This window comes from Cupriavidus oxalaticus (assembly GCF_004768545.1).
GTDB classification, from domain to species: domain Bacteria; phylum Pseudomonadota; class Gammaproteobacteria; order Burkholderiales; family Burkholderiaceae; genus Cupriavidus; species Cupriavidus oxalaticus_A.
This window is the reverse complement of the sequence record NZ_CP038636.1, coordinates 750,369-776,678: the sequence shown is the minus strand read 5'-3', so window position 1 is coordinate 776,678 and position 26,310 is coordinate 750,369. Positions and strand designations below refer to the sequence as shown.

The 26,310-nt window shown below is 61.8% G+C and carries 23 protein-coding genes and 4 pseudogenes; 17 read left to right on the top strand and 10 right to left on the bottom strand.

What is annotated here, in order from left to right; translation table 11 throughout:
- The 6 genes from E0W60_RS31640 to E0W60_RS31615 all read left to right on the top strand — a co-directional run bounded on the left by E0W60_RS31640 (position 1) and on the right by E0W60_RS31615 (position 6,023).
- Positions 1-330 carry an AtuA-related protein gene (locus E0W60_RS31640; RefSeq protein ID WP_240746025.1) on the top strand — a complete coding sequence of 110 codons (330 nt, stop codon included), beginning with the start codon at positions 1-3 and terminating at the stop codon, positions 328-330.
- Complete coding sequence (locus E0W60_RS31635; protein ID WP_135706800.1) at positions 327-1,127, top strand: enoyl-CoA hydratase/isomerase family protein; 801 nt, start codon at positions 327-329, stop codon at positions 1,125-1,127. Before E0W60_RS31640 ends, E0W60_RS31635 begins: the two co-directional genes overlap by 4 nt.
- Positions 1,128-1,275: 148 nt before the next feature.
- The gene (locus E0W60_RS31630) at positions 1,276-2,490 is read left to right on the top strand and encodes an acyl-CoA dehydrogenase family protein (protein ID WP_240746024.1); all 1,215 of its coding nucleotides are present in this window, start codon (positions 1,276-1,278) and stop codon (positions 2,488-2,490) included.
- A 65-nt stretch (positions 2,491-2,555) separates the two neighbouring features.
- Positions 2,556-3,800 (top strand): CaiB/BaiF CoA transferase family protein, encoded by a 1,245-nt coding sequence (locus tag E0W60_RS31625; protein ID WP_135706798.1) that lies wholly within the window; start codon positions 2,556-2,558, stop codon positions 3,798-3,800.
- Between the two features lie 83 nt (positions 3,801-3,883).
- Complete coding sequence (locus E0W60_RS31620) at positions 3,884-4,876, top strand: Bug family tripartite tricarboxylate transporter substrate binding protein (RefSeq protein ID WP_135706797.1); 993 nt, start codon at positions 3,884-3,886, stop codon at positions 4,874-4,876.
- 64 nt (positions 4,877-4,940) lie between these two features.
- Positions 4,941-6,023: a porin gene (locus tag E0W60_RS31615; RefSeq protein ID WP_135706796.1), complete on the top strand. Its 1,083-nt coding sequence runs from the start codon at positions 4,941-4,943 to the stop codon at positions 6,021-6,023.
- A gap of 53 nt (positions 6,024-6,076) precedes the next feature.
- On the opposite strand, the gene E0W60_RS31610 is transcribed toward E0W60_RS31615, so the two are convergent.
- Positions 6,077-7,039: a LysR family transcriptional regulator gene (locus E0W60_RS31610; protein WP_135706795.1), complete on the bottom strand. Its 963-nt coding sequence runs from the start codon at positions 7,037-7,039 to the stop codon at positions 6,077-6,079.
- A gap of 98 nt (positions 7,040-7,137) precedes the next feature.
- On the opposite strand from E0W60_RS31610, the gene E0W60_RS31605 reads away from it, so the two are divergent.
- Positions 7,138-7,638 carry a (R)-mandelonitrile lyase gene (locus E0W60_RS31605; protein ID WP_135706794.1) on the top strand — a complete coding sequence of 167 codons (501 nt, stop codon included), beginning with the start codon at positions 7,138-7,140 and terminating at the stop codon, positions 7,636-7,638.
- Positions 7,616-8,425 carry a carboxymuconolactone decarboxylase family protein gene (locus E0W60_RS31600; protein ID WP_240746023.1) on the top strand — a complete coding sequence of 270 codons (810 nt, stop codon included), beginning with the start codon at positions 7,616-7,618 and terminating at the stop codon, positions 8,423-8,425. Before E0W60_RS31605 ends, E0W60_RS31600 begins: the two co-directional genes overlap by 23 nt.
- Positions 8,426-8,627: 202 nt before the next feature.
- On the opposite strand, the gene E0W60_RS31595 is transcribed toward E0W60_RS31600, so the two are convergent.
- Positions 8,628-9,776, bottom strand: coding sequence for an MFS transporter (locus tag E0W60_RS31595; RefSeq protein WP_135707121.1), 1,149 nt, complete (start codon positions 9,774-9,776; stop codon positions 8,628-8,630).
- 359 nt (positions 9,777-10,135) lie between these two features.
- On the opposite strand from E0W60_RS31595, the gene E0W60_RS31590 reads away from it, so the two are divergent.
- Together E0W60_RS31590 and E0W60_RS31585 are read left to right on the top strand one after the other, a co-directional pair.
- Positions 10,136-10,618, top strand: coding sequence for a (2Fe-2S)-binding protein (locus E0W60_RS31590; RefSeq protein ID WP_135706793.1), 483 nt, complete (start codon positions 10,136-10,138; stop codon positions 10,616-10,618).
- Positions 10,615-12,921 carry a xanthine dehydrogenase family protein molybdopterin-binding subunit gene (locus E0W60_RS31585; RefSeq protein ID WP_135706792.1) on the top strand — a complete coding sequence of 769 codons (2,307 nt, stop codon included), beginning with the start codon at positions 10,615-10,617 and terminating at the stop codon, positions 12,919-12,921. Before E0W60_RS31590 ends, E0W60_RS31585 begins: the two co-directional genes overlap by 4 nt.
- On the opposite strand, the gene E0W60_RS31580 is transcribed toward E0W60_RS31585, so the two are convergent.
- From E0W60_RS31580 to E0W60_RS31565, 4 genes and pseudogenes are all read right to left on the bottom strand, one after another.
- Complete coding sequence (locus tag E0W60_RS31580; RefSeq protein WP_135706791.1) at positions 12,918-13,826, bottom strand: LysR family transcriptional regulator; 909 nt, start codon at positions 13,824-13,826, stop codon at positions 12,918-12,920. The genes E0W60_RS31585 and E0W60_RS31580 overlap by 4 nt on opposite strands.
- 127 nt (positions 13,827-13,953) lie before the next feature.
- Positions 13,954-15,176 (bottom strand): annotated as a pseudogene (locus E0W60_RS31575) (tyrosine-type recombinase/integrase).
- A 131-nt stretch (positions 15,177-15,307) separates the two neighbouring features.
- Positions 15,308-15,685, bottom strand: coding sequence for a type II toxin-antitoxin system VapC family toxin (locus tag E0W60_RS31570; protein WP_135706790.1), 378 nt, complete (start codon positions 15,683-15,685; stop codon positions 15,308-15,310).
- Entirely contained in the window at positions 15,685-15,921 is a 237-nt protein-coding gene (locus E0W60_RS31565; protein ID WP_135706789.1) for a type II toxin-antitoxin system Phd/YefM family antitoxin, read from the bottom strand. The genes E0W60_RS31570 and E0W60_RS31565 overlap by 1 nt, the downstream gene beginning before the upstream one ends.
- A 186-nt stretch (positions 15,922-16,107) precedes the next feature.
- Here E0W60_RS31565 and E0W60_RS31560 point away from each other — a divergent pair, with 186 nt between their 5' ends.
- From E0W60_RS31560 to drt5, 4 genes are all read left to right on the top strand, one after another.
- On the top strand, positions 16,108-17,337 hold the full coding sequence (locus E0W60_RS31560; protein WP_135706788.1) for a DNA-binding protein: 1,230 nt from the start codon (positions 16,108-16,110) through the stop codon (positions 17,335-17,337).
- Positions 17,338-17,553: 216 nt separating this feature from the next.
- Positions 17,554-18,822: an H-NS family nucleoid-associated regulatory protein gene (locus tag E0W60_RS31555; protein ID WP_135706787.1), complete on the top strand. Its 1,269-nt coding sequence runs from the start codon at positions 17,554-17,556 to the stop codon at positions 18,820-18,822.
- A 266-nt stretch (positions 18,823-19,088) separates the two neighbouring features.
- Positions 19,089-19,358 carry an H-NS family nucleoid-associated regulatory protein gene (locus E0W60_RS31550; protein ID WP_135706786.1) on the top strand — a complete coding sequence of 90 codons (270 nt, stop codon included), beginning with the start codon at positions 19,089-19,091 and terminating at the stop codon, positions 19,356-19,358.
- Between the two features lie 143 nt (positions 19,359-19,501).
- Positions 19,502-20,986, top strand: a complete 1,485-nt coding sequence (gene drt5, locus E0W60_RS31545; RefSeq protein ID WP_135706785.1) for an antiviral reverse transcriptase Drt5 — start codon at positions 19,502-19,504, stop codon at positions 20,984-20,986.
- Positions 20,987-21,056: 70 nt separating this feature from the next.
- On the opposite strand, the pseudogene E0W60_RS31540 reads toward drt5, so the two are convergent.
- A pseudogene (locus tag E0W60_RS31540) lies at positions 21,057-21,536 on the bottom strand (Tn3 family transposase); the annotation flags it as partial.
- 9 nt (positions 21,537-21,545) lie between these two features.
- Positions 21,546-21,953 (bottom strand): hypothetical protein, encoded by a 408-nt coding sequence (locus E0W60_RS31535; protein ID WP_135706783.1) that lies wholly within the window; start codon positions 21,951-21,953, stop codon positions 21,546-21,548.
- A 477-nt stretch (positions 21,954-22,430) separates the two neighbouring features.
- On the opposite strand from E0W60_RS31535, the pseudogene E0W60_RS38440 reads away from it, so the two are divergent.
- The 3 genes and pseudogenes from E0W60_RS38440 to E0W60_RS31525 all read left to right on the top strand — a co-directional run.
- Positions 22,431-22,538: pseudogene (locus E0W60_RS38440) on the top strand (DUF4236 domain-containing protein); the annotation flags it as partial.
- 165 nt (positions 22,539-22,703) lie between these two features.
- Positions 22,704-23,588, top strand: coding sequence for a hypothetical protein (locus E0W60_RS31530; protein ID WP_240746022.1), 885 nt, complete (start codon positions 22,704-22,706; stop codon positions 23,586-23,588).
- Between the two features lie 236 nt (positions 23,589-23,824).
- Positions 23,825-24,072 (top strand): annotated as a pseudogene (locus E0W60_RS31525) (H-NS family nucleoid-associated regulatory protein).
- Positions 24,073-24,538: 466 nt separating this feature from the next.
- Here the strand turns inward: E0W60_RS31525 and E0W60_RS31520 are convergent.
- Positions 24,539-24,907 carry a hypothetical protein gene (locus E0W60_RS31520; protein WP_135706781.1) on the bottom strand — a complete coding sequence of 123 codons (369 nt, stop codon included), beginning with the start codon at positions 24,905-24,907 and terminating at the stop codon, positions 24,539-24,541.
- Positions 24,908-25,047: 140 nt separating this feature from the next.
- Complete coding sequence (locus tag E0W60_RS31515; protein ID WP_135706780.1) at positions 25,048-25,848, bottom strand: hypothetical protein; 801 nt, start codon at positions 25,846-25,848, stop codon at positions 25,048-25,050.
- Positions 25,849-26,310 lie beyond the last annotated feature (462 nt).

The following is a 26,310-nucleotide window of genomic DNA, read 5'->3' as shown; positions in this document are numbered from 1 at the left end:
ATGGAGATCGAAAGCATGACTTCCCTGCTCAAAGACATTGCCTACGTGCGCTCCGGCGATAAAGGCGACACGGTGACGATCGGCGTGATCGCAAAAACGCCACAGGACTACGAGGCGCTGCGCCGCTCCGTGACCCCCGAGGCCGTGAAGCAATTGTTCGGCGAATGGGTCCGCGGTGACGTCGAGGTATTCGAGGCCGCAAATCTGCACTCGCTCAGCGTATTCATGCACAAGGCGCTGGGCGGTGGCGCCACCCGGACGCTGCGGCTGGACCAGACCGGCAAATCGCTGGGCAATGCCATCCTGCGCCTGCCAGTGATCGAGCCATGAATGCCGAAACCATTGCGGAAGGTTTGGTCTTGGCCGAAGTGGCACCCGGCGTGGTGGAAGTCAGGATCGACCGCCCACAGGCCCGTAACGCGCTGTCTGTGGCGGTCTTCAACGGCCTGAGCGCGGTATGGAAGCGCATCAACAAGGACAAGTCAGTCCAGGTGGTGATCCTCACATCCGCTGACTGCGGCACCTTTTGCGCCGGCATGGACCTGAAGGAAGCGGCGGCCATCCGTCGGGACGATGCCACAGCCGACATTACGGACCGGATCGAGGATCCCTTCCAGCAAGGCATGAGAACGGTCAACGTGCCGATCATCGCTGCCATGACGGGGAGTTTTACCGCGGGCGGCATGATGCTTGCGCTGAACTGTGACTTGCGGATCGGCTTGCGAGGGACGTTAGGGGGCATTGCCGAGGCGAAGGTGGGGCGCGGCTCCCCCTGGGGGGTTCCGCTGCTCTGGATGCTGCCGCAGGCAGTGCTGATGGAAATGACCCTGACCGGCGACTTTTTACCGATCGAGCGCCTGCACGCGCTTGGATTTGTCAACCATGTGGCAGAGACGCCAGACGAGGTTCGTACTGTCGCACTCCAGATGGCGACGAAGATTGCAGCCAATGCGCCGCTTTCCGTGCGCGCCGGAAAGAAAAGCATCCAGCATGCCGGCTCGGTCGGTGTCGAGCAAGGCCTGCGCGATGCGGTAGACATCTATGCCACGGTGTACGCAAGCGAGGATGCGCAAGAAGGCATGCGCGCCTTCGCGGAGAAGCGGGCGCCCCGCTGGCAGGGGCGCTGAGATTGGCGGTTTTGCATGGCGGAACAATGCGCAACATGGTTCAGCCGCCAGGCAAAGCCCGTCATGATAAGTATCAGAGGCCAACAGTGGCCGAGCGCTTCCGCGTGCTGCGGGACGCGGTAAGTCATAGCAAATGAGGAGATTGGTGATGCTTGACCTGCACGGAGAGGATATCGCTGCGATACGCGACAGCGTGATCCGGTTCATGGAGCGTGAGGTCGTGCCCGTGATGGACGGCTTCGAGGCGCGCAAAGAGATGCCGCGCGAGCTGGTCAGGAAGGCTGGGGAAGCCGGGTTCTTCGGGTCGCTGTTCCCGGAGGAGGTGGGTGGCACCGGCACAGGCTACTTGGCCGCCGTCGTGATCCTGGAAGAGCTGGCCCGGATGGATGTGCGCTTTGCCTGCTGCAGCAACCAGCAGTCGGGCACTTGTCCCGCCGGCATCTACCTTGCCGGTACGGAAGAGCAGGTGCGTCGCTACGTGCCGCGCCTGGTGGGCGGTGAGATCATTGGCATGATGTCCCTGACCGAGGCCGGCGGCGGCTCGGACGCACTGGGCAACATGAAGACCACGGCACGACGCGACGGTGACAAATACATCCTGAACGGGTCCAAGATGTGGGCGTCGCTCGGCAACGAATGCGACGCCGGCATCCTACTGGCTAAGACCGATCCCAGTGCCGGCGCGAACGGCGTGACCGCGTTCATCGTCGAACCCAAGAAGTACCCGGGATTCACCGCGCATCCGATCGACACGATGGGCCTGTCCAAATCCTTCCGGACAGCTGCGCTGTACCTGGACGACTTCGTTGTTCCGGTTGAAAACCGGCTCGGCGAAGAAGGCGAGGGCTTCAAGATCATCATGCGCGCGCTGGAGTCGGGACGCGCGGTGGTCGGCGCTCTTGCGCTCGGCATTGCCCGCGCGTGCTTCGAGGACGCCGTGCGATACGCCAACGAACGAATGGTCCGCGGCAGCCCGCTGGGCCGTTACCAGATGATCCAGGCGGATATCGCCGAAATGGCTGTCGCGATCGAGGCCAGCCGCGCACTGCTCTACAAGACTGCCCAGCACATGGACGCGGGGTTACCCACTAATCGGCTGGCGTCGATGGCAAAGTACCATGCGTCGCAGACCGCCAAGCTGTGCGCTGACAAGGCGCAGCAGATCTTTGGCGGCTACGGCCTCGCAGTGGAATATCGGATCTCCCGCTACAAGTGCTTCGCGGACATGATGTTCACGGGCGAGGGCTCGGCGAATGTACAGAAGATCATCATTGCCGAGGACGCGCTGGGATATAAGTCGGCGGACAGGCACCATGGCACGTCAAAGCTCAGGACCTTGCGCAAGGAGCCAGTTACCGGTTGACCGGTGTCACGGCAAGGCGTTTGCAGGCGGATCGGATCCGTCCGCCACACTCTATCAATACAGCTATGTTGACCAACATCTCGCGACCCCTGCATGGCATCCGCGTGCTCGACCTGACCGTGGCGCTTTCCGGTCCGTACGCGACTTTGATCCTTGGCGGGCTTGGCGCGGAAGTGATCCGGGTAGAGGCCCCGGGCGGAAGCGATATCTCTAGTTCGAATCCGCCGTCGGTGGGCAAGGCCGGTATCAACTTCGGACCGAATCCGGACGGGGACCTGTCGCTGACCACGCTGAGCCGTGCCCGCAACAAGAAGAGCGTCACCCTCGACCTGAAGACCGAGCGCGGGCGCGAGATTCTGATGCGCCTGGCCGCGGAATGCGACGTGGTCGTGGAAAACATGAGCGAAGGCACGGCCGCACGGCTCAAGGTTGACTATGAGCACCTGCGACAAGCGAATCCGCGCATTGTCTACGCGTCCATCAAAGCTTTCGGCGAGCCCAGCGAATACCCGAGTCTCAAGGGCATGGACATCATTGTTCAGGCACTCAGTGGTGTCATGGAGGCGACGGGCTTTGCCGATGGCCCGCCCACCCGGCTGGGCATTCCCGTTGCCGACTTGCTGGCGCCGATGTTTGCCGTGCAGGGCATCCTCGCCGCGCTCATTCAGCGGGGCCGCACAGGGGAAGGACAGCAGATCCAGGTGTCAATGCTGGATTGCCTGGCGTCCTGGGTCGCTGAAGAGCACTTCGATGTGCTGTGCAGGGATGGACAGCCAACGCGCACGGGCAATTCCCTCGACCGGCTCGCGCCATTCGGCGTGTATCCCACAAAGAACGGCCACGTGGCGATCGTGGCGTTTCGTCCTGACTGGATGAAGGCGCTGCTGGAAGTCGTCGGACGGCCGGAGCTTGTGGACGACCCGCGCTTCGCTACGCGTGGCCCGCGGCTGCAGCACGCAGCGGAACTCAATACCGTCATCCAGGCCTGGACGCAGACCGTCACTTCAGAACACGTGGTTGATGTGCTGCTGGAACAACGGGGCATTCCCGCAGCGAAGATCCGGACCCCGCACGAAGTCGTGCAAGACCCGTCCCTCCATGAAAGCGGCGCGGTGACCAGGCTGACGCATCCACGATACGGCGGTGTGGCCGCGACCAGCATGGGCCTGCCGATCCGGTTTTCGGCCAGCGTCGCGCAGTTCGACCAGCCGGCGATGGAGTTGGGCTCGTCGAACGAAGAGGTGTATGGCCAATTGCTCGGCCTTTCCGGGGAAGAGATTGACGCCCTGCTAAAGCAAAAGGTCATCTAGGCATTCGCTGCCGTGCGGCGTGCAGCCGAGGCCTGTGACCTCGAAGGCCAGGCTGGATAACGATAATCAACGGAGACAGCACCATGATATTCACGAAGGCAATCAGGACTTTCCTCGTCCCATTTGGTATTGGGATCGCTGGCATGCTGGGGACCCCGTTCGCAGCGGCTGCGGAATGGGCCCCGTCCCGGCCGGTCAAGCTGATCGTCCCCTCGACGCCTGGCGCCGGTGCCGACATTACCGCGCGCTTGTTCGGCGAGCGGCTTGCCGTCGCGCTGGGCCAACCGGCGGTGGTGGAAAACCGCGGTGGCGCGGGCGGCCTCGCCGGCGCGGAGGCGGGCGCGAAGAGCGCACCGGACGGACAGACACTGGTGCTAGGTTCGGATTACGCTTTCACGATCTACCCGCAGCTGGCGAAAACTCCATACGATCCGGTCAAGGACTTCGTGCCAGTCGGCCTGATTGCCAATGTGCCAATGGTGCTGGTGGTCAATCCGAATAAGGTTGGGGCGCGCAATGTGAAAGAACTGATTGCGCTGGCCAAGACAAATCCCGGCAAATTCGCCATTGCCTCCGCCGGCAACGGTTCGTCCCATCACCTGGCGGCGGAGTACTTCAAGCATAAGGCCGGGATCGACCTGCTGCATGTTCCGTACAAGGGTGCCGCACCGGCGATGACCGACGTCCTCGGTGGGCAGGCCGACATGATGTTCGTTAGCCCTGTCACGGCGTTGCCCTACCTCAAGTCCGGAAAGCTAAAGGCACTCGGCGTTTCGGTGCCGCACCGGATTCCTGTCCTGCGCGACGTGCCCACGCTGGATGAGGCTGGCGTGCCGAATTTCGATATCGGGATCTGGTTTGGCTTCCTCTATCCGGCGCGCACGCCGCCGGGCGCGATCTCCCGGGTGAATGCAGAACTGCAGAAGATCGTCCAGATGCCGGAAGTGCGCTCCCGGTTGGACGAAATGGGTTACACCCCGGTGGGCGGGACGCCGGAGATGCTAGCAAAGCGGATCGAGAAAGACTCGGCAACCTACCGCAAGCTGATCCACGACGCCAAGATCAAACTTGACTAAGGGAAGCGGCATGCCCGGCAATGCCAGCGAAATAACAACGACAGATAGAGCAGGGAGGAGATTCATGAACAAGCATTACGCCGCCGCATTGCTGGCGGTCGCAGCACCCTTTGCCGCACCGATCGCCAGCGCGCAGAGTTCGGTCACACTGTACGGTGTGGCGGACATCGGCATCGAGTTTCTCAATCATGCCAATGCGAACGGCAATACGCTGACACGCATGAACTCTGGCAATGTATCGGGTTCGCGCTGGGGATTGCGCGGTACGGAAGATCTAGGTGGCGGGCTGAAGGGGCTATTTGTGCTGGAGAGCGGCTTCGATCTCGACACTGGTGTGATGAGCCAGGGCGGCCGCTTATTTGGCCGGCAAGCCTTCGTCGGGCTGGAGCACCAGTGGGGCAGGCTGACGCTGGGCCGTCAGCAGAACACTCTGTATGACCTGCTGATCAACTACGAACCGATGGTGCTGGCGGCGCGCTATTCAGCGCTTGGTTTTGATTCCACGCTGGTCGGCCGCTATGACAACACGGCCAAATACACCGGAAAATTCGGGCCGGTCACCGCGACCGCATTTTACAGCTTTGCGCGCGGCACGACTGTGACCACTGCAACTGGCAGCACCATCGCCGGCGAGACGCCCGGCGACGTCAAGAGCGACCGGGCGTTCGGTGGTGGCGTGGAGTATGCAAGCGGCCCGTTCGGCGCAACGGTCATCTACGACCAGCAGCAAGGCACACGCGGCATTACTGGTCAGAATTCGGCACAGGCCGACCGCCGCATCGCCGCTGCGGCGAACTTCTCTTTCGGCAATTCGACGATTCTGGCGGGATACCGCTGGTTCAATGGCGACATCGGCGGAGCGCGCCGCAACGACCTGTTTTGGTTGGGCTACCGGTACAAGGCGACTGAGGCCCTAACCCTGACTGGCGCGGGTTACTACTTCAACAACAAGCGCAACGGCCAAGACCCCTGGGAATTGGTGGCATCGGCCAATTACGCATTTTCCAAGCGGACGGATGCCTTCCTTACCGTTGGCTATGTACATAACAAGGACAACTCGAACCTGGGTCTGAATGGGTTTGGCAGCACCATAACGCCCGGTGCCAGCCAGACCGGAGTGTCCTTGAGTATGCGTCACAAATTCTGAGCAGGGCGAGTCAGATCAGTGTCTCCATCCGGGGGAATAAAGTCCTCCAGGACTTAGGGGCCCGGGCCAGAAGGCTTGGGCTCTTTTTCTTTGGCTGCTAACACGACCGTCTCCCTGAGTTCGTCTTCTCGATAACGCAGCGCTTCAATGACGAGTGCGAGCGCCGGCGAGATGTGACGGCGGCTGGCGTAGTAAAGGTGATAGCCCGGAAACAGTGGCCACCACTCCTCAAGCACCGGCACGAGCCTTCCAGTCTGGATATGAGGCGCCATCAGGTCCAAGGGCACATAAGCGAACCCCATGCCGTCTAGTGCCGCCTGCAACATCAGAAAGGTGTTATTGAACACTGTCTGACCACTTACTCGCACGTTGAGTGCCTGTCCATCACGCTCGAAGTCCCAGGCATACAGGCCGCCATGAGTTGGAAGACGTAGATTGATACACCGATGCTGGGTCAGGTCGTGCGGCGTGGCTGGAATAGCCTTGCCGGCCAGATATTCGGGCGAGGCGGCCACGGCCATGCGCAAGTCCGGCGCGATACGCACGGCAACCATGTCCTTGTCCACGCGGTTCCCCGTACGGACGCCAGCGTCGAAGCGATTCGCGGCGATGTCCGTGAAGCCGTAGTCGACGCTGAACTCGATTTCAATGTCTGGATATTGCAGCAACAGCGGCTGCAGTCGGGGCCAGAGCGCCGTCGCGATGGAGTGGTCATGGGCTGTGATGCGGACCGTACCTGCCGGCTTATCCCGCATGGCACTGAGCGAGCTTAGTTCCTGTTCTATCTCATCCAGCCGCGGCGCCAGTGCGTTCAGCAATCGCGCACCCGCTTCCGTCGTCGAGACGCTGCGGGTGGTGCGTGTGAGCAATCGCACGCCCAGGCGAGCTTCCAAAGCTAGCATCGCATGGCTTAGCGCCGAACGGGACAATCCCAGTTTCGCGGCGGCTCGCGTGAAGCTGCACTCACGCGCCACGGCAACGAAGGCCTGCAAGTCGTTGAGGTTTTCCTTGGACATTGGTGAATCTCACACACAAGCGTGTTCTGATTTTACAGTCTTCTCAACCAATCAATCGGCCCATACAGTTGTATCGATCGTCATTTTTCGAGATAAGAATGCCCAACCTTCTGAAAGCCACACTGCTGGTCACTGCCGGCCAGGCCGCCGTAGCTTGCGCCGCGGATCCGCAGATAACCACGCAAGCGAACGCGGTGAGCCAGCAAATTGCCCGAGCCGGGAGCCAGGCGTCGACGGTAGGCCCGGCCGATTACTTTACGGGCCGCGCAAGGATTGATCCGGTCTGGCCCGCCGACAAAAACATCAATGCTTCGGGCAGTCTGGTGACGTTCGAGCCGGCTGCACGCTCGGCGTGGCACACGCACCCAGCCGGGCAACGCCTGGTGATGGTGTCTGGGGTGGGACTCACGCAAGAATGGGGCAAACCTGTTCAGGAAATCCGTCCCGGCGACGTGGTCTGGTGTCCGCCAGGCGTCAAGCATTGGCACGGCGCAGCCGCTGCCACGGCGATGACGCACCTGGCTGTTACCGGCACCGTGGATGGGAAAAATGTCACGTGGATGGAGAAAGTCAGCGATGAGCAATATCACGCGCGCTAAGCCGCAGAAAATATGCTGCAGGGGCTCCGTGCTTGCGGTCGCCATGGGCTTCGGCATGATCACTACGCTGATACCCGTAGTCGCTAATGCGCAGGAGGGTCCAGCTTTGAATGCTCCCCAAAGTCGCGCGCCAAGCGCATCTGAAACGCTTACGGCGCGGCAACAAGCCATCGTCCCTATTGCTGCATTCGGTGCTGCAGGCGACATCGCAAGGCTGAACGCGGCATTGAATCGGGGTCTTGACTCGGGTTTGACGGTGAGTGAGGCAAAGGAAATCCTGGTGCAGCTCTACGCTTACGCCGGTTTCCCGCGCAGCCTCAATGCCCTGGCTGAGTTGATGAAGGTGCTTGACGCGCGCAAGCAGCGGGGCGTCCACGACGTGCCCGGCTCAGACCCGAGCCGTGCCGTGCCCAAGGGCGATGCGTTACTGATTGCAGGAACGGCCAACCAGACCAAGTTGTCTGGCGCCCCGGTCAGGGGCGCGCTGTTTGAATTCGCTCCTGCCATTGACGAATATCTGAAGACCCACTTGTTTGGCGATATCTTCGAGCGCGACAACCTCGACTGGCAAAGCCGCGAACTGGCGACGGTGGGTATGCTTTCCGCTTTGCCGGGGGCTGAATCGCAATTGCAGGCACATATGCGTATCAGCATGAACGTGGGCCTCACGGCGGGCCAGTTGCGGCAGCTAGTCCAGGTCCTGGGCGATAACGTGGATGCCGATAGCGCTCGTCGTGCGCAGGCCGCGCTGGAGCGGCACCTGGTCCAGTTATCGGGATCGTCGTGAGTTCGGACACAGCGTCGGTACGATCTGCTCTCGTGAGCTTCCTTTCAAGACCTCCAAAATGCAATTAATCGCCAACGGAGCACCCTGACAGACAATGCTGTTTTGCAGGCGAAGACCATTATTTCATGTTCGTGAAAGTATGCAGGTTGTAGCCGTCTGCCGTTAGGCATAGGCGCCAACGCTTCGATGGTCATGCAGGAATTTACTGGTGAAGTGAGCGCTCAGGCGCTTGCGCCGCTTCGGAGCGGGAAGTCAGATGGGTCAGTCCGGCGGCAATGAGTAACATCGCTGCACTCGCTTCAAGCGTGCTTTGATAACCAAGCGTGTCAAACAGCAAGCCGCCGACTGTGGAGCCAATCGCAATCGAGAGCTGGACGACGGCAACCATGAGCCCGCCACCGACCTCGGCGTGGTGGGGAAACGTCCGGGTGATCCAGCTCCACCATCCGACGGGTGCGGCCGTCGCGACCAGCCCCCAGAGCCCCAGCAGCGCGATGACGGCACCCGCTTGATGGCCGAAAGCGATTAACGCTAGCACAATGACCGCCATCGACAAAGGGATGGCAATCAGCGTGGCGTAGAACCCGCGTCTTAGCACAGTGCCGATCAGAGAGGTGCCGACGAAGCCCGCCACACCCATGACAAGCAGGATCAGGGAGAGCGCCGCAGCATCGACCCGCGTCACCGTTTCTAGGAAGGGCCTGATATAGGTGAACAGCGTGAACTGGCCCATGAAAAACACGCCGGCCGAGAGCATGCCTAATGCCACAACCGGCCGCCGCAGGTGTGCGAACGGATTGCCCTGGCCGGCGTGACGAGATTGCACTGGCATGGCAGGCAGGCTGAACCATTGCCATGCGAGCGCGAGCAGGGCAACGGGTACGAGGCAGTAGAAGGCTCCGCGCCATCCAACGACCGCGCCGAGATAGCTGCCCAGCGGCGCGGCGACGACCGTGGCCAGTGCATTGCCGCCATTGAACACGGCCAGCGCCCGTGCCACCTGGTGGGCCGGCACCAGCCGCATGGCTGTGGCAGCCGACATCGACCAGAACCCGCCCACGACCACACCGATCAACGCGCGTCCGGTCATGTAAGCGAGGTACGTCGGTGCCAACGCGATGATGGCGCCGGACAATGCCATCACGCCTGTGAGGCCAAGCAGCAGGGTCTTCCGGTTCATGTTGCCGGCCAGGGCAGAGATGAAAAGGCTCGTGATGACGGCAAAAGCACCGGAGATGGCGATGCCCTGGCCTGCCATCCCTTCCGTCACATGCAGGTCGGCAGCCATCGGGGTCAGCAGGCTGACCGGCATGAACTCGGAGGCGATCAAAGCAAAGACGCAGAGCGTCATTGCGAAGACCCCACTCCAGTACGCCCGCGGAGTAGGGGTCTGATGTGCGGAAGCGGACGAAACGCGGGGAGCAGCAACTGCGTCCAGGCCGATATTGCGCGGGGTGGCGCTGGCTTGATGAAGAACTGATTTTTCCATGGTGCGACATCTTGCTAAGAAATGGCGCACCCGCCTAGATCATGAATACTCAAAGCCTTTATGAAATGCACTCATGAACACCCTATGGCAGACTCCGCTCCATCGACGTGCCGGAGGTTGCGCATTCATGAAGAGGATTCATAAGCGTATGCAGGACCGGCACATTAATCGGGCCGCGCTTTTCCGCTACCATCCCGCGAACTTCAGCCACGTAATTGCCGATGACATCGCTCAAGATCAATGGTCAGGTTCATGATGTCGACCTGTCCCCCGATACCCCATTGCTGTGGACGCTCCGTGATGCGTTGGGCTTTACGGGCACGAAATTCGGATGTGGCATGGCGCTGTGCGGCGCCTGTACCGTCCACGTCGACGGACAGGCGGTGCGCTCCTGTGTGACGCCGATTTCCGCGGTGGGCGGGAAGGCCGTGCGCACGATCGAAGCGATGGATGCGGATCGGGTGGGCAAGGCCGTGCAGGACGCGTGGGTAGAGCTCGGCGTGGCGCAGTGCGGCTACTGCCAGGCGGGCCAGATCATGACGGCGACCGCGCTGCTGAAAAGCAATCCAAAGCCGACCGACGCGCAGATCGTCGCCGCGATGAGCGGCAATCTCTGCCGATGCGGTACCTATACCCGCATCAATGCCGCCGTGCGGCTGGCATCGTCACGGCTCCAGGGCAACAAGTCGGGGGCCAGGGCATGACGCGCACCGATATTCAGCTGTTGGCGCAACCGGCTCGCCGCCGTCTTTTGCAGGCCGGCGCGGCGTTTGCGTTGTCTGTTCAGTTCGGCGGCCTGATCGCAAAGGCCGATGCCGCTGAAGGGGAGAAGAAGTACGGCGCCGCCTCGATGCCGGGCGGCGTGGTGGACAACCCGCTGGTCTTCGTGTCGCTCGCGCGCGACGGCACCGTGACGATCGTCGCGCATCGCGCCGAGATGGGCACCGGCGTGCGGACCAGCCTGCCGATGGTGGTGGCAGACGAGATGGAAGCCGACTGGCGCCGCGTTAAGATCGTGCAGGCCGACGCGAACGAGGCACGCTATGGCAGCCAGAACGTGGACGGTTCGCGCAGCATGCGGCATTTTCTGGCGCCGATGCGCCGCGTGGGCGCGTCGGCGCGCCAAATGCTCGAAGCCGCCGCCGCCGGCCAGTGGAAAGTGCCGGCGACCGAGGTGCGGGCGCGCAACCACGAAGTCATTCATCTGCCAACGGGCCGTCGGCTCGGCTACGGTGAATTGGCTGAAGCCGCCATGCGGCAGCCGGTGCCGCAGCCCAGCCAACTCCGGCTCAAGCAGCCCGACGCGTTCCGCTATATCGGCAAGGGCAAGATCGTACCGACCGACAGCCGCGATATTGCGCAGGGCAAGGCCACCTACGGCATCGACGTACGGCTCCCCGGCATGGTCTACGCTGTCATGGCGCGGCCGCCCGTGTACGGCGGCAAGCTGCGCAAGGTCGACAGCGCCGACGCCATGAAAGTACCCGGCGTGTTGCGCGTCGTCGAACTGAAGGGCTACGACGGTCCGCCGCTGTTCAACCCCGTTGGGGGCGTTGCCGTGGTGGCGACGAATACCTGGGCGGCAATGCGGGGGCGCGCCGCGCTCAAGCTCGAATGGGATGATGGCGCGAACGCAGGCTACGAATCTGGCGCGTTCCGGCGTACCCTGGAGACGGCGGCGCGCCAGCCCGGCAAGGCGTTGCGCAACAATGGCGATGCCGTGGCAGCGCTATCGTCTACCAACGGCCGGCGCAAGGTTTCGGCCGAGTACTACATCCCCCATCTAGCCCACGCGTCGATGGAAACACCGGTGGCCACGGCGCGCTTCGTCGATGGCAAATGCGAGATCTGGGCGCCGTCGCAGGCGCCGCAGGGCGCCCTGGAAAGCGTGGCCAAGCATGTCGGGCTCGAGGCGAAGGATGTGACCTTGCACCTGACGTTGCTGGGCGGCGGGTTCGGCCGCAAGTCGATGGCAGACTTCATCTCCGAAGCGGCGCTTGTTTCCAAGGCGATGGGTGGTACGCCAGTCAAGCTGCAATGGACGCGTGACGATGATATCCGTCATGACTACTACCACACGGTATCGGTCGAGCGCATGGAGTCGGTGCTGGATGCCAGGGGCAAGCCTGCAGCATGGCTTCACCGGTCCGCCGCCCCCACCATCGCCTCCACGTTCAGGGTCGGCGCGCAAGGCAAGGCCGCGTTCGAGGCGGCGATGACGGCCATCAACATCCCGTTCCAGATCCCGTCGATCCGGCTGGAGTCGGCCGATGTGCCGGCGCACACGCGCATCGGCTGGTTCCGTTCGGTGTCAAACATTCCGCACGCCTTTGCCGTGCAGAGCTTTGTCGCCGAACTCGCGCACCAGGCCGGCAGGGACCCGAAAGACTACTTGCTGGAGCTGATCGGGCCGCCGCGGAAGATCGATCCTGCGACCCTATCTGACAACTGGAACTACAGCGAATCGCCGGACCTGTATCCACTCGACACCGGCCGCATGCGGCGGGTGATCGAGGAAGCCGCGCGGCGGGCCGGCTGGGGTCGCAAGCTGCCGAAAGGCCATGGCCTGGGTATCGCCATGGCATACAGCTTCGTCACGTATGTGGCGACCGTCGTCGAAGTCGCCGTCGATGCCAAAGGCCAGCTCTCGATCCCGCGTGTCGATATGGCAATCGACTGTGGTCCGCAGGTCAACCCGGAGCGCATCCGATCGCAAGTGGAGGGCGGTTGCGTGATGGGCGTGAGCCTTGCCATGCTTGGCGAGATCTCGTTCCAGCAAGGCCGCGTGCAGCAGAGCAATTTCCACGACTTCGAGCTCTTGCGCTCGCATATGGCGCCGCGTGCCATCCACACGTGGCTGGTCGGCGGTGATTTCGACGTGCCGCCAGGCGGCGTCGGCGAGCCACCGGTGCCGCCGGTGGCGCCTGCGCTGTGCAATGCAATTTTTGCGGCCACGGGCAAGCGGATCCGCTCGCTGCCGATCCGCGACCAGCTTGCGCAGGCCTAGCGGCGTGCGCTTTCGGGGCGATACCGGATCGCGTCGATGACAATCTTCAAGGCGCGCGAAGACTGGCGGCGGCTTGGGTAGAACGCGTGATAGCCGGGGAAGGTCGGGCACCAGTCGTCCATGACACGGACGAGGCGGCCGGCCTCCACATACGGCTGGACCAGCGGATAGGGCAGGAACGTCAGCCCGAATCCGTCCAGGGCGGCGTTCAGCATCTGGTTGACGCTGTTGCAAATGAGCTGGCCCTCGACGCGCGCCTGCAGTTTCTTTGCACCCTTTGCCAGTTCCCAGGCATAGAGGCCGCCGCTCGTCGCAAGCCGCAGGTTGATGCAGCGCTGGTCCAGCAGGTCACGCGGCGTGGCAGGCTTGTCGTGGCCCTTGAAGTAGGCGGGGGCGCCAACGATGGCCATTTTCACATCGGGGCTGATGCGGACCGCGATCATGTCCTTCTCGATCTGGTCGCCAAAGCGCACGCCAATGTCGTAGCGTTCGCCGACGATATTGGTGAGGCCATAGTCGACAGTCAGTTCGACGTTCAGCTCAGGGTATTGCGGTAGTACTTTCGCCAGGCGCGGCCAGATGATAGCGTCGATCGGATGGTCGACCGCGGTGATGCGTATCGTGCCAGCCGGCCGTTCGCCGAGTTCCGCCACCGCGGACAGGTCGGCTTCGATCTCTTCGAACTTCGGGCCCAGGGAGCGAATCAGCCATTCGCCCGCGTCGGTCGTGGACACGCTGCGCGTGGTTCGGGTCAGCAGCCGCACGCCAAGCCTGGCTTCGAGGCTGCTAATGGTATGGCTCAGCGCCGACTGTGTAACGCCGAGTTTGGCCGCCGCGCGCGTGAAGCTTTGCTCCTTCGCGACAGTGATCAATGCCAGCAGGTCGTTGAAGTTATGGCGGGGCATGGAAGTTGTCTACTCGAAGCCTTCGGATAGCAGCGGGCGGTATGCCGTCGCGGCATTTAGGCAATGATGAAGGGTTTTCATCAATGCTTTTCGCTATTGTTCGCTCTCGAGCCGCCATGTTGCAAGCTTATTTCTCGGTGCCCCAGCCGATCCGATGCCGCTCCTGCGTGGCTTCATGCCGGGCATCTTCTTCGCTGTGCAAGTACCCGCTCGTCGTCGACAGCGAACTGTGCCCGAAGTTGTCGCGCACAAAGCGCAGGTCGACCTGCTGGTCGGTCATGTGCGAACCCGCGGTGTGGCGCAGCCAGTGCGCCGAGGCGCTGGCCAGCACTGCGGCTTGCGCCTCCCATTCTGGTCCGCGCGCCCGCAGGCGCGCCGCGGCCATGCCAAACACCTCTTTCAGGATCAGGTGCAAAGCGCCGCGTGACAGCGCTTTCTCGCCGCTTCCAATCACCGGCAGCACCAATGGACGCGTCTCCCCGAACTGCGGGGTAGGCGCCAACTCGTGGGCGCGGCGGTAGCGCGCTAGTTCTGCAATCAATTCGTCAGTTGCCGGCACCAGTCGGGTCTTGCTGCCCTTGCCGGTCACCTCCAGCCACCAGCGCTCAATGCCCTGGGCATCCCGGCGGCAGAAAAACGCGCCCATCGTGGTCGCGGTCAGCTCCGACGCCCGTAACCCGCCCAGATAGAGCACGCTCAGCACCCAGCGGCAGCGTGCCGCGTGCAGCCGTTCCCGCACGGTCTCGGTCGGCATCCCAGCGACCGTCTCCTTGACCGTCTCCCACAGTTCGTGGCTCAGATAACGGGTGATGCGCGCCTGGGTGGGCGCGCGCCGGCGGCGGGCGAGGGCGAGCGGGTTGCCGGCCCCAGATAGCCCGCCTCGGTCATCCACGCGAACAGCGCGTTCAGGATCACCAGCGCCTGGCGCACGCTGCCGGGCGACAACGGTCCGGCAAACGGGCGCCAGTCCGGATGGTTGCGCGCGAGCTTCTTGTTGCCGGCGAGCACCCAGCGCGCGGCCGGTTGCGGGTCGGACAGGAAGCGCTCATACGCGAGCAGATCCTCGTGCGTGAGCGAAGACAGTGGCTTGCCGAGCTGCAGCACCGCCCACAGAATCAATCGCTCGACCTCGCGTCGGTAGGCAGCCAGGGTCGCCGCGCTGTCGGCATAGCGCGCGAGCCAGGCGGTGGCGGCGGCAAGATCATCGGCGGCGGCGATGCGGGTGGCGCTGGCGGGGGCGCGGTTGCTGCCGGCCGCGCCGGATAGTGCCGGAGGCACGCGCAGGCGCTCCAGCGGGGTCGGGAGCGAGGCGGCCGGGCCGTCCGAAGGTGGGAGCGGGAGCAGTTCCATGAGTAGGCGCCGTATTTTTTCAAGAATCGGCGGAGCTGGGGGGAGTCGAATCGGGCCGCCCTCGGCTGCCAGGCGTAGTCGGCCTGAGCAGCGGACCGGGAAACCGGTCCGCTTATATGCCGTCACTGACCCTAAACCCGAATGACAAGGTCAGAATACTTCCTGACGTGTTCGTCTGCCGATAGCAGTCGCAATGGTTCGCTGATCGCCTGGGCGATCAGCAGCCGATCAAACGGATCCCGATGGTGGTTTGGCAGATGACGCACTGCGGCGGCATGCGTGTTCGTCACAGGAAGCTCGCGAAAGCCTGCGGCGGTTATTTCGGCGATGAGTTCGTCGACATCGACTTCGATCTTGTCGAGGCCCGCCTTGATGGAGATCTCCCAGATGCTGGCTGCACTGATGAAGACCTCCTCGGCATCCAGGATCAGCCGCTCCGCGGTCTGGCTCAACTTCGGGTCATGCGTGACGGCCCAGAGGAAAACATGGGTATCGAGCAGGATGCGCATTACCGTCCTTCGAAGGCTGCCAGCAAGTCATCGGGAAGCGGGGCATCGAAGTCGTCTGTCGTGCGGATTTTGCCCTGCAGCCCGCCAAGGCGCCGTGGGGGCTTTGGCTTGACGAACGGCACGATCCGGACCACCGGCTTGCCCGCCTTCGCAATCACGACCTCGTCGCCTGCCGCCACCTCTTCGATGAGCCGAGAAAGGTGCGTTTTGGCTTCATGAATGTTCACCGTCTGCATGGTCTTCCTCCCAACAATGAACTTAGTCTAGCTTAGTCAAGATGGATTGGCAAGGGTCAATCCATGATTAGGCTGCGGCCACTTTACTCGACATAAGCGCAGTTATGTCTAAAGTATTGCCAAGAAAATTGGTTTTGTTACGTATTATGGTGTAATATTTATCATCACTTTTCCGTTTTTCGCCCCATGGCCGCTGCCGACCTGGATCTGACCGACGCCGCACTACAGGCCGACCTGGCCGAGCTGCGCGGCCGCTTTCCCGAGACCCGCGCGCTCTACCGTGAGGTCTGCGGCCTGCTGTTCTTCCGCTACGGCGTCACGCCCACCGCCAACAAGCTCTACAGCCTGGTGCGCAAGGGCAGCATGGGCACGCCCGCCGAGGTGCTGCAGGCGTTCTGGCAGGAACTGCGCGGGCGCACGCGCGTCACCATCGACCATCCCGACTTGCCGGAGGCGTTGAAGGACATCGCGGCCGGGGCGGTCCAGACCATCTGGCAGGCGGCCAACGAGGCCGCCACCGGCGAGCTGGCCACGCTGCGCGCCGAGGCCCGCGCCGCCGCCAGCGCTGCTGAAGCCGAGCGCGATGCCGCGCACGCCGAGACCGCGCTTGCGCGCGAGGAAGCCGCGGCACTCGTCGCGCAGCTGGACGCCGCGCGCCAAACCATCGAGGAAGGTCAGGCGACGCTGGCCGCGGAGCGGCAGGCGCACGCGGCGACCCAGGCCCGGCTGGAGGCGGGGCGGGCGGAACTGGACGCCGCCGGGCGGCAGCTGGCGGAGCTGCGTACCCAATTCTCGACCGAGCTCGAGCGCGCCCGCGAGGCGGTGACCCTCGCGCAGGAACGGGCCGAGGCCAGCGAGCGGCGCGCCTTGCGCGAACTGGACGCGGAGCGTACCGCGCGCCAGCAGAGCGAGCGCACGGCCGAAGCGTTGCGCGGCGAACTGGTGGCGGCGCGCAGCGAGGCCCGCGACGCGGCCGTGGCGCAGGCCGAAGTCCGGGCCCGGCTCGAGGCCCAGGCCGCGACGCTCGCCGATCGGCTCGCCAGCGCCGAGCAGGCGCAGCGCAAAGCCGCGCACGACCTGGACGCGGTGCAGGCCGAGCTGGGCGCGGCCCAGCGCCGGGCCGAACGGGCCGAGGCCGAAGCGGCGCTGGCGCGCCAGCTGCTGGCAGAATTGCGGATGGGGCCGCCCGAGCGGCGGGGGGAGAATGGTGGTGGGCGGCGGCGCAAGGCCGGTGGCCCGGCCCCGACCGAGCACGCGGCGCCAGGCGAAAAACAGGACCAACAGCTGGACGAACAGCAAGGCGACAAGCGGGGCGCGCCAGCCGAAGCCTTGAACCCGGAAGACGGCAGCGACAACGACAACGACAACGACAACGACAACGACAACGACAACGACAACGATGACAGCAAAAACTGAGCGGGCGGACGCGATCCGCTCATCCAGTCTCTCTATTACGCCGAGCCAGAGGACGTCGAATACGACGAGTCGGCAGAAAGGTCCCGACGTCGTACGGCGTTGATTGGGCGCGAGAATTCGTAAGGAAGGCTTGGCGCAGGCGAGAAGCGAACGACACGCAAGAGAAGGTCCCATCGTCCATGGGATAAGGAAGCGTCTGCACCTGCAGTGACTTCGATGAAGGAGAACGAATTGGCCCCAAAGCAAGAGGTTGAACCCGTTGTCGCGAGCAATGCGACGGACGGACTTGGTCAGATGGAGCTTCCCATCGCTGAGGCGATGCGCGACGCGGATCCCGTCAGTGGTGAAGCCAGTGGTGCAGGCGTCGGTCGTGGCAGCAATGACACTCAGGCCCGACGCATGGACTTCTGGTCCACAAGCCGGGTCAGCGGCCCGACGGCGACCGTGTCATACCGGCGCCGGCGGCCTTACACAGCCCCGGAAAACGCTTCAACGGAAGACGTGGCACCGGAAGCATCGATGGAAGCCGCCGCCGCGGAAGCGTTGACTGAATCTGACGCGCCGGAAGCGCCCATGGAAGCCATGCCCTCGGAAGCGACCACTGAAGCCTTGGCCGAAGCTGCAGTTGAAGTCCTGGCCACGGACGAACCGATGGCAGCTGCCGCCCAGGACGAACTGACCGAAACGGCCGCCCCGGTAGTACCGCGTTACGCCCCAGCTGCGGAAGCTACGCCAGGAGAGACGCGGGCCCCGAAGCAAGGTCGGAAGCCGAAAGCGCTCGCCGAAACGGACGCTCCGGAAGCAGCGCCCGAAGAGACGCCGGCTCCGCAGCGCGGTCGGAAGCCGAAAGCGCTCACCGAAACTGCCACTCCGGAAGCTGCGCCTGAAGAGACGCGGGCCCCGAAGCGCGGTCGAAAGCCGAAAGCGCTCACCGAAACTGCCGCTGCGGAAGCTGCGCCGGAAGAGACGCGGACCCCAAAGCGCGGTCGGAAGCCGAAAATCCTGGCTGAAGTTGCCGCTGCGGAAGTCACGACTCAAGAGACCCCAACCCGGAAGCGCGGGCCGAAGCAGATAACACTGCCTGGAGTGGAGGCTGCCCCGGAAGCGCCGACTCAGAAAACGCAAACCCGGAAGCCGCGACAGGAGCAAAAAGCGCCTACCGCAACCCAAAGCCCGTCCCAATCCTCACTGCTCGCCCAACTGGCATCTGTCAATGCGCAACTTGAGCAGTTGCGAGTCACGGAAGTGCCAAAGGTCGTGGAGGAGATTCGGCAGTGGATGCAGGAGTACGACCTCAGCATTGCGGACATTGCGGGCCAGCCCAGTGTTGAGCCCGCTGCCCGCGCTGTTCCGACCAAGACGAAGGCCGCGCCGCCTCCGAGGTACCGCAACCCCAAGACGGGCCAGACCTGGTCGGGGCGCGGTCGGGCACCCGCGTGGATTGGCAAGAAGCCCGAGCGTTTCCTCATCGATCTCTTGTACTGAACGACAGGTTGGCGGGCGCGGCCGGTCCGCTCCCCTTCTTACTAGCAAACTCGCCAGGCCGGAAGTTCGGCGGCCATTGCGTAGGAAGCCCGAGGGGAAGAGCTGTGCAACGAGCAGGGCGGCGGCGCTGCCTGGCAATCAGGACGAAGATGGGGCCACCCGAGCGAGAGGGTGCTGGGCGGCGGCACCAGGCGAGGGCGCGCCGACGACCGCCTCCAACCCGGAAAACGGCGGCGACAGCAGTGACGACAGCAACGACAGCACCGATGACAGAAATCAATGAGCGGGCGGCGGCGATCCGCTGGATCCAGGCGGAGATGGCCGACTACGGGCTGACCATGGAGGAACTGGCAGCGGCGGGGTGCTTCGATCCGCCGCCTCCTCCGCCGCCACCCGCACCCGAGGCACCGCCAGTAGTCTGCTACCGCAACGCCGCGGGGCAGAGCTGGGACGGGCAGGGCAACATGCCGGACTGGCTGCAGCGGGCGGTCAATGCGGGGCAGAGTAAGGAGTTTTACCGGGTAGGGTCGAACTAAAGACCGTTTCTTTCACGGGGGAGGATATTACTGGCGATGCGATCGTCCCGGGCGTGCGACAATATGAAAGGTCTTGGCGCCAAGATGTTGGAGCCCAGTGCGCGTCGGAATTCCGCTCGTAAATAACAAAATTGCATAATTTTATGTCTGCCACCTTTGATTTTATGAAGGCCGATTTCACAGGAACATTGTTTCCGATGAAAACCAATCTGCTTGTCGCTGAAATGCACGAGAATGAGGTGTCGGAATATATTTATCAAAAGATTTTGAGCGAGACGCACGCCTCCGATAACTTTTTGTCTCAGCAACGTGTGTACGCAACGAAGCCAAAAGGGCATTTGCGACGTACAGTAAAACTCGATCCCGTAGCCGAGTATTTTATATACGATATTGCATATAGAAATAGAGCAATATTTCGCCCAGAAGTGAGTGCAACGAGAAGAAGCTTCGGTTACAGATTTAAGAATGGCTCGCACATTTCGGTGCACTCTGCATATCAAGAATACAAGCATTGCTTGATTGAGAACGGCGCTAAGTTCAAGCACAATCTCCAGTTCGATGTAGCATCATATTTTAACTCGCTATATCATCATGATATCGCCCACTGGTTCGCAGACAAGCCGACAGTTTCGGAGCTAGATAGTGGTGCGCTCGGAAAGTTTTTAAGGGAAATCAACGCGGGGCGAAGCGTGGATTTCCTTCCCCATGGAATATATCCGAGCAAAATGATTGGCAACGAGTTTCTGAAGCTCGTAGATTTATCTGCGCAATTCAAATCGTCAGCCATAGTAAGATTTATGGACGACTTTACACTTTTCGGTGATGATCCAGATATTCTGCGCCAAGACTTTTTGAAAATTCAGCAATTGCTAGGGCAGTTCGGTTTAAATGTAAATCCAAGCAAGACGGTTCGAAACAGGAACATGGGGGACGTCGCTGATACCCTTTCAGATCTACAGAAATCTTTGATTGAAATTGTTCCAGTAATTCAAGAGCATCACCACGCTTCAGGTGTTGATTTGATCGAGGTTGAAGGGGAGGTCGTAAACAATCTATCGGCCGACCAAATAAATTCGTTGTTGAACCTCCTGAAGGATGAGGCTCTCGAGGAATCTGATGCAGAGCAGATTCTATTTTTTCTTCGATCTCATAGTGATAGCATACTTGAGCTTTTGCCTGCGCTCCTGCGAAGATTTCCAAATCTTATTAAACATATTCATTCTGTCGCTTCGACCGTATCGGAAAAGGCAGATCTTGCGACTGTGCTTCTGAAATATGTGGAAGATGAGTCTTTCTTTCTGGAATATCAATTGTTTTGGTTGGCCTGCATCGTCGAAGATAATCTCATGGGAAATGGTTGTTACGGCGATTTACTGATGAAAATATACGAGCGAACCCAGGATTCTAGGATAGCTCGTGCAAAAGTACTTGAAATTCCAGAGCAAGGATTCGGATTCAAGGAAATTAGAAGCGAATTCCTCAAAACAGGACAGTCCGATTGGTTATCTTGGGCTTCGGCTATGGGCACAAGATCGCTTAAAGCTGCGGAGCGCAATTATGTGCTGGACTACTTCTCCAAGGGATCACCTTTAAACTACCTGATAGCTGGCTGCGCAAAAAAATTCTAGCACCTGTTTTGTAAGCGTCTTGATCGGGGCGAGCTGCTCGCTGTCTGGCATCGAATAACGAGGAGTCTCACTCCGGCACCATTCGGGGCGAGATCCGCAGCCGACATCGATATGCCGCGCGCGAGTATCGCTGCGTAGACCAATAGCAATTCGCTGCGGGGAATGCGGCTCTCTTCCCAGCAAGAGCCAACTAAAGCGGGTGGCGCTGTCGATCAGGATCTCAGGCAGCTGACCACAGTAGCCTCGCAATGTCTCCACATTCGCGGGCGTAGCGTTTGCCACCAACGGATCGATGTGGATTGCATCGTCAATTTTGAGCTTTCCACACACGACAGCATCCCGGAGCCTGGCGAGGCTTTCATCCAGATGCTGATCACAGACTTCAGAAATGCCTGAGCATCCCTGTGGCAGCTTAAGATGGCCATAGAAGTGGTTGCGTTTGGCCTTCCAATCGCGGAACACTAAGCCATTCCGCAATCCCCACCCGGAGGGCGAAAAACGTGCTCCACTCGAATGCGGCCAAAGCCCGCTGTCGGTCCTCTCCGTCCAGGGCGGGAGGTCAAAACGGGGCGGCTGATGGACTCGCATCCGGCACGACGCGGCTTTGATCAATCACAGCACTATTCGGATCAAAGGGAGCCGGTTTGGAATATAGCGTTTGGCAGGCGACGAACACGTAGTTCGCCCCCAACTGCGTTCCTACGGATTTCCCTTTATCGTGAAAGCATTCGAAGCCGTCCGAGTACTTTGCTAGGAGCCCCTCCCGACCGGAGCCAGCCTTCGCCTGCGGCTTTTGAACGCATTTGGCAAGAATAAGCTGGATCGAAAGCTCATTGGCGGCACCGGGCATAGTCTTTAGGATGCAACTCTCGAATGTGTCCCTCTCGAATAACTCCGCATGGGCAATCCCGCAGAATTCGATCGAGGCACAAAGCACTGCGATTTTAACCAGACGTATTTGTTGCATGGTAGCCTCCTCGCGCTAATTGAATTCTTCTCCCGCACGGCGGCCAGCGGGAATCAGCCAAATGGTTTAGCCCCAAGTGCTAGGGGTAAAAGTCATGCCGTCGTTGTTCTGCGGCGCGCCGCTGCTATCTACGACATCCACGACGAAAACTTCGTCACATCTACAACAAGCCCTTCGAGCACATGATCCTGTCGCAGATGCGGGGCGCAGACGAAGCCACCGCTAACCTGCTCTCCCGCTACCCCTGCGGGTGTTGTGTCGATTCTGAGTGGTTCTTTTGCGGTCTGTTGTGCGTTTTGTGTGCTGTTTTTGCACTAAGTTGAGGGGTAGCCCGGATTCCAAAATATGCGAAGCCTCACATATGGCCTTATCCCGGCCACCCCTCAAGAAGGCGCTGGGGCCTAAGCCCCTCTCCCGCGCGGTGTACAGGCGCCCATCCGCTCCCTACAATCGGCGCAAAATCACAAGAGGTCCAAGATGGGATGGCGATTCCGCAAGAGCTTCAGCCCGATTCCGGGAGTTCGTCTAACGATTTCGCCCAGTGGGCTCAGTACGTCCGTAGGGGTCGGCCCGGTGCGGCTGACGCACGGCCCAGGTGGGGCCGCCGTCACCGCCAATTTGTTTGGGACCGGCCTGTCCTATCGGCAGCCCCTCGGCGCTCCGTCTGCAAGGGATGTTGATCCAGACCGCGACGGGGCCGTGCTGGCCCCGCCCGCGCTTCCCAAGGCCCCAGTTTCCGCGACACCGGCGATGGCGGATATCCGCAGCGCCGGCTCAGCGGTGCTGACCAGCGCGGGATTGGCCGCATTCAAGCAATCCCTTGCCGACGCCCAGACCCAGTACGCCTCGATCGAAAGCGCCCTCGAAGGTGCCCGGCACGCAGAACAACTCAAGGTCACGCTGCATGACCGTTGGGCCAAGGGCTGGCTCTTCCGGCATGTGCTTAAGGCCCGCTTTGCGCAAATCCGGGATGACGCGGAAACCTCCACCGCCATGCGGCAGGAACTGGAGCAACAGCTGGACCTGTCCAAGCTCCATACCCAGATTGAGATGCCTGACGGCGTCGCAAAGGCGTTCGCGCGCTTTTGTGACGCCTTCAAGATGTGCGCCGGTTCGTACCGCATCTGGGATTACGTATCCGCCCGCTCAGCCAACCAGGTGGCCGAGCGCACTGCGGCCAGCCGCGTCGTGGACCGCCAGCCGGTGTCCTTCGCACTGGGCAAGTGCGAAATCATTGACACGCCGATATCCGTGCCCTGCCTGCAGAATGCCAACGGCGGGGACCTCTATTTTTACCCCGGCTTCTTGGTCTATCTGGCTGCCGCCACCAACTATGCATTGATCGAGTACAGCGAGCTGGAGCTGCGTGTGACCCGCATCGGCTTCCAGGAGGAGGAGAACATCCCCAAGGATGCCCAGCAGATCGGTACCACGTGGGCCAAGACCAATAAGGATGGCTCGCCGGACCGTCGCTTTCGTGACAACTACCAGATCCCAGTCATGCAGTATGCCCGGATCACTCTGCGCACACCTTCCGGGCTCAATGAGGAATACGTGCTCAGCAATGTCGCGGCCACGGAGGCCTTTGGACAGGCGTGGGAGGCGTTGCGCGAGGCGATTCAGCGCGGGATCTAAAGGCGCGTTTGCGTCAGGCACTACCGTTCAGCCTGCCATTTCGCGTGGCGTGCAACGCTGCGCTGGAATTCATGCATCACGCGAGCCGAGCTGGTTCAGGTGGAGTTTTTCCGGCTCGGCTAACGCCGATCGCTATCCGGGGGCACCTCCCTTGTGATAGCCGATTCCCCGTATTCTGCTCACAGGATGGGCAAGCCCGGTAGCCGCTGACGGCAACGACAGCAGTGACGGCAGCGATGACTGCAAAAACTGAGCGCGCGGACGCGATCCGCTGGATTCAGGCGCAGATGGACGGCTACGGGCTCACCCTGGGAGACTTCGACGCGGGGCGGGGTGCTCCGCGCCGCCTCCACTGCCGCCGCCGCCGGTGGTCTGCTACCGCAACGCCGCGGGGCAGAGCTGGGACGGGCAGGGCGACATGCCCGACTGGCTGCGGCGGGCGGTCAATGCGGGGCAGAGCAAGGAGTTTTACCGGGTTGGATAGCGCCGCAGCCTATGCCACTTCAATAGCGGCAGTGGGCTATGCCCTTGTGATAGCGAATTGGGCGTATTTTGGTCGCAGGCCTAGTGGCGGTTGCCCGGGCTCCGGGGACGGCTGCAAGTCATACTTCAGTGCAATCTCGCGCCACTGGGCAGCCCACTGGATAGAGCGGACCGAGGATCTCCGGATCCAAGCGTTCAAGCTCCCGCTGAATATGGCTCAATTCCCGTCGACGGGAATGAACCAAAGCCCCTTGGCTCATCCAGTTGGTATGCCCATCAGTAGGTAGCATGATAGGGATCGGAGAAGCGTCCATTATTGTATTCGTGCAGCTTGGCAATGAAATCGGGCTGCTTACCCTAGCTAAGACAACACCCCTCGTTGGGGGGGGCGTCATCATTGGCTACCGTGGCGGTAGCGGCGGTGCCCCGTAACGTCCGACTTTTCCGAGGGGGGCGACGCCGAGGCCTCAGGGGCGCTGCAAGGCGCCCATGGCCGTCAACACCAGCGCCCCAGAGGCGATCGCCACCTCGATTGCCGAGGCCGCTTCGGCGGCGCTGTAGCCAGCCTGCTCCAGCCGCTGACTCAACGCCATCATTGGCGTCATTTGTCCACCCAGCGCCGCGAACGCGGCCATCACTTTGTCCAGCACGTTCCGAGTTCGCTGCGCTTCGAACACCGGATCCGACAGGTCTTTGGCCGCGTCAGCCCAGACGGCCGCTTCCTCGAAGCCGGACATCACCAAGCCGGGCACCCCTTCGAGCAGATAGTGATCGCCATGCCTACGCACACTGGCGCCGAGAAACCGGCTCAGCACAAATTGTTTCGGGTTTGTCATTGTCATAGTTCAACTAGGTGAAAAGCGTGTCGGGGGCAGCCGGCGCGGTCCGCAACGGCCGCCACGAATATGGCGTCCCGGGATGCACTGTTCCAACCCGGGTGGGGGCTCTGCGGGCGGCGACCGCTGTACAGTCCCGCTTAAAGACTACGCGAGTGCGCCCACAGGTCGTTCATACCATTCTGCGCGTCTGCCCAGTAGGCCCTCACCAGTTCGACGGACTGGTCAATCGTAACTTGCTGCGGCATGCGCATCCCCATCCCGGTGCCTATGGGTACATGGTGCTGGAACTGTTGATCGGCCCACCACGCATTTTTATTGCTGGTCACTTCCCGTTCAATGCCACGCAGCGACGCCACGATGCGCTGTTGCACCTGCACCATCGACGGGAACCGGGCACTCAGCGTAGAGGACTGGTCAAGCACGGCGCAATCGGTAACCAGTTGGCGAATCGCCGTGATCGAACGGAATTCCACGGCGAAGCCGCCGCCGTGGCCGATACTGAGTCCAATGGCCCGTACCCTCTCAAGAAATTTCGCGATGCCCTTCTGTGCTTTCTCCGCGTCATACGACGGTTGCTCGCCCATCGACGTCTGGAAGACGGCCTGTTGCTGTTGTGCAAGCGCGGTCTGCTGGAATTGGGCGACGCTACCGGGCGGGAACTGGCCCTCCCCGGCTTTGTCGACGAGGGTGGCGCAGTGAGCGCACAACCACGCGCCGTTCTCCATCGCGCGTCGCTGCTCCGGAGTCAACGCGGCGTTGTAGCGCGGCCCGCCTTTTGCGGCGGCCGAGTCGTGCGCCGCGTGGCCAACATGGATCATCGTCCTGCTTTCCTCACAGAAATAGTGGGTGCGCCGTTTGCAGCGGGTGCAGTGATGCCCTGCCGCCAATGCAAGGTCTACTTTGGTTTTCGCGGAAAACTCGTCTCGGTGTTGACCCATTACTCTTCCTTGGTGTGGGTGTTTTGGTCTTGATCCGGGCAGCCACGGCAATCGAACTAGTGCGGGCTTATCGGGGATATCGTTACTGCGGATTGCGGGGCGCCACATGCCCCTGATATGTTCGGCGGCCGGTACGCATCGCGCCATCCCCCAGTCGGGGCATGCCCGCGCCTAGCACTGCGCTTCGCCACCGTACGGATCTTGGATCCTGCGCCAGCATCGCAAGCATCGCCGGATTGAGCCGGTAGCGCAGAAAGGCTCCATTGTCGAGCGGCACCGCTTCCGCCACGAAGATGAAATGCCAGCATGGAGCCGTCCGGAGCCTCGATTGTGCTTCGACCCTGCTTGTGCGGCGCGGCGCGCCCATCGTTGTTGCTCGTCATCTCTCAAGTCAGGTGGCCCAGCATCGTCGGCTCGCCATCGAGCAAGATGGTTACGCAGGCGACAGACCCAACGCTCGAC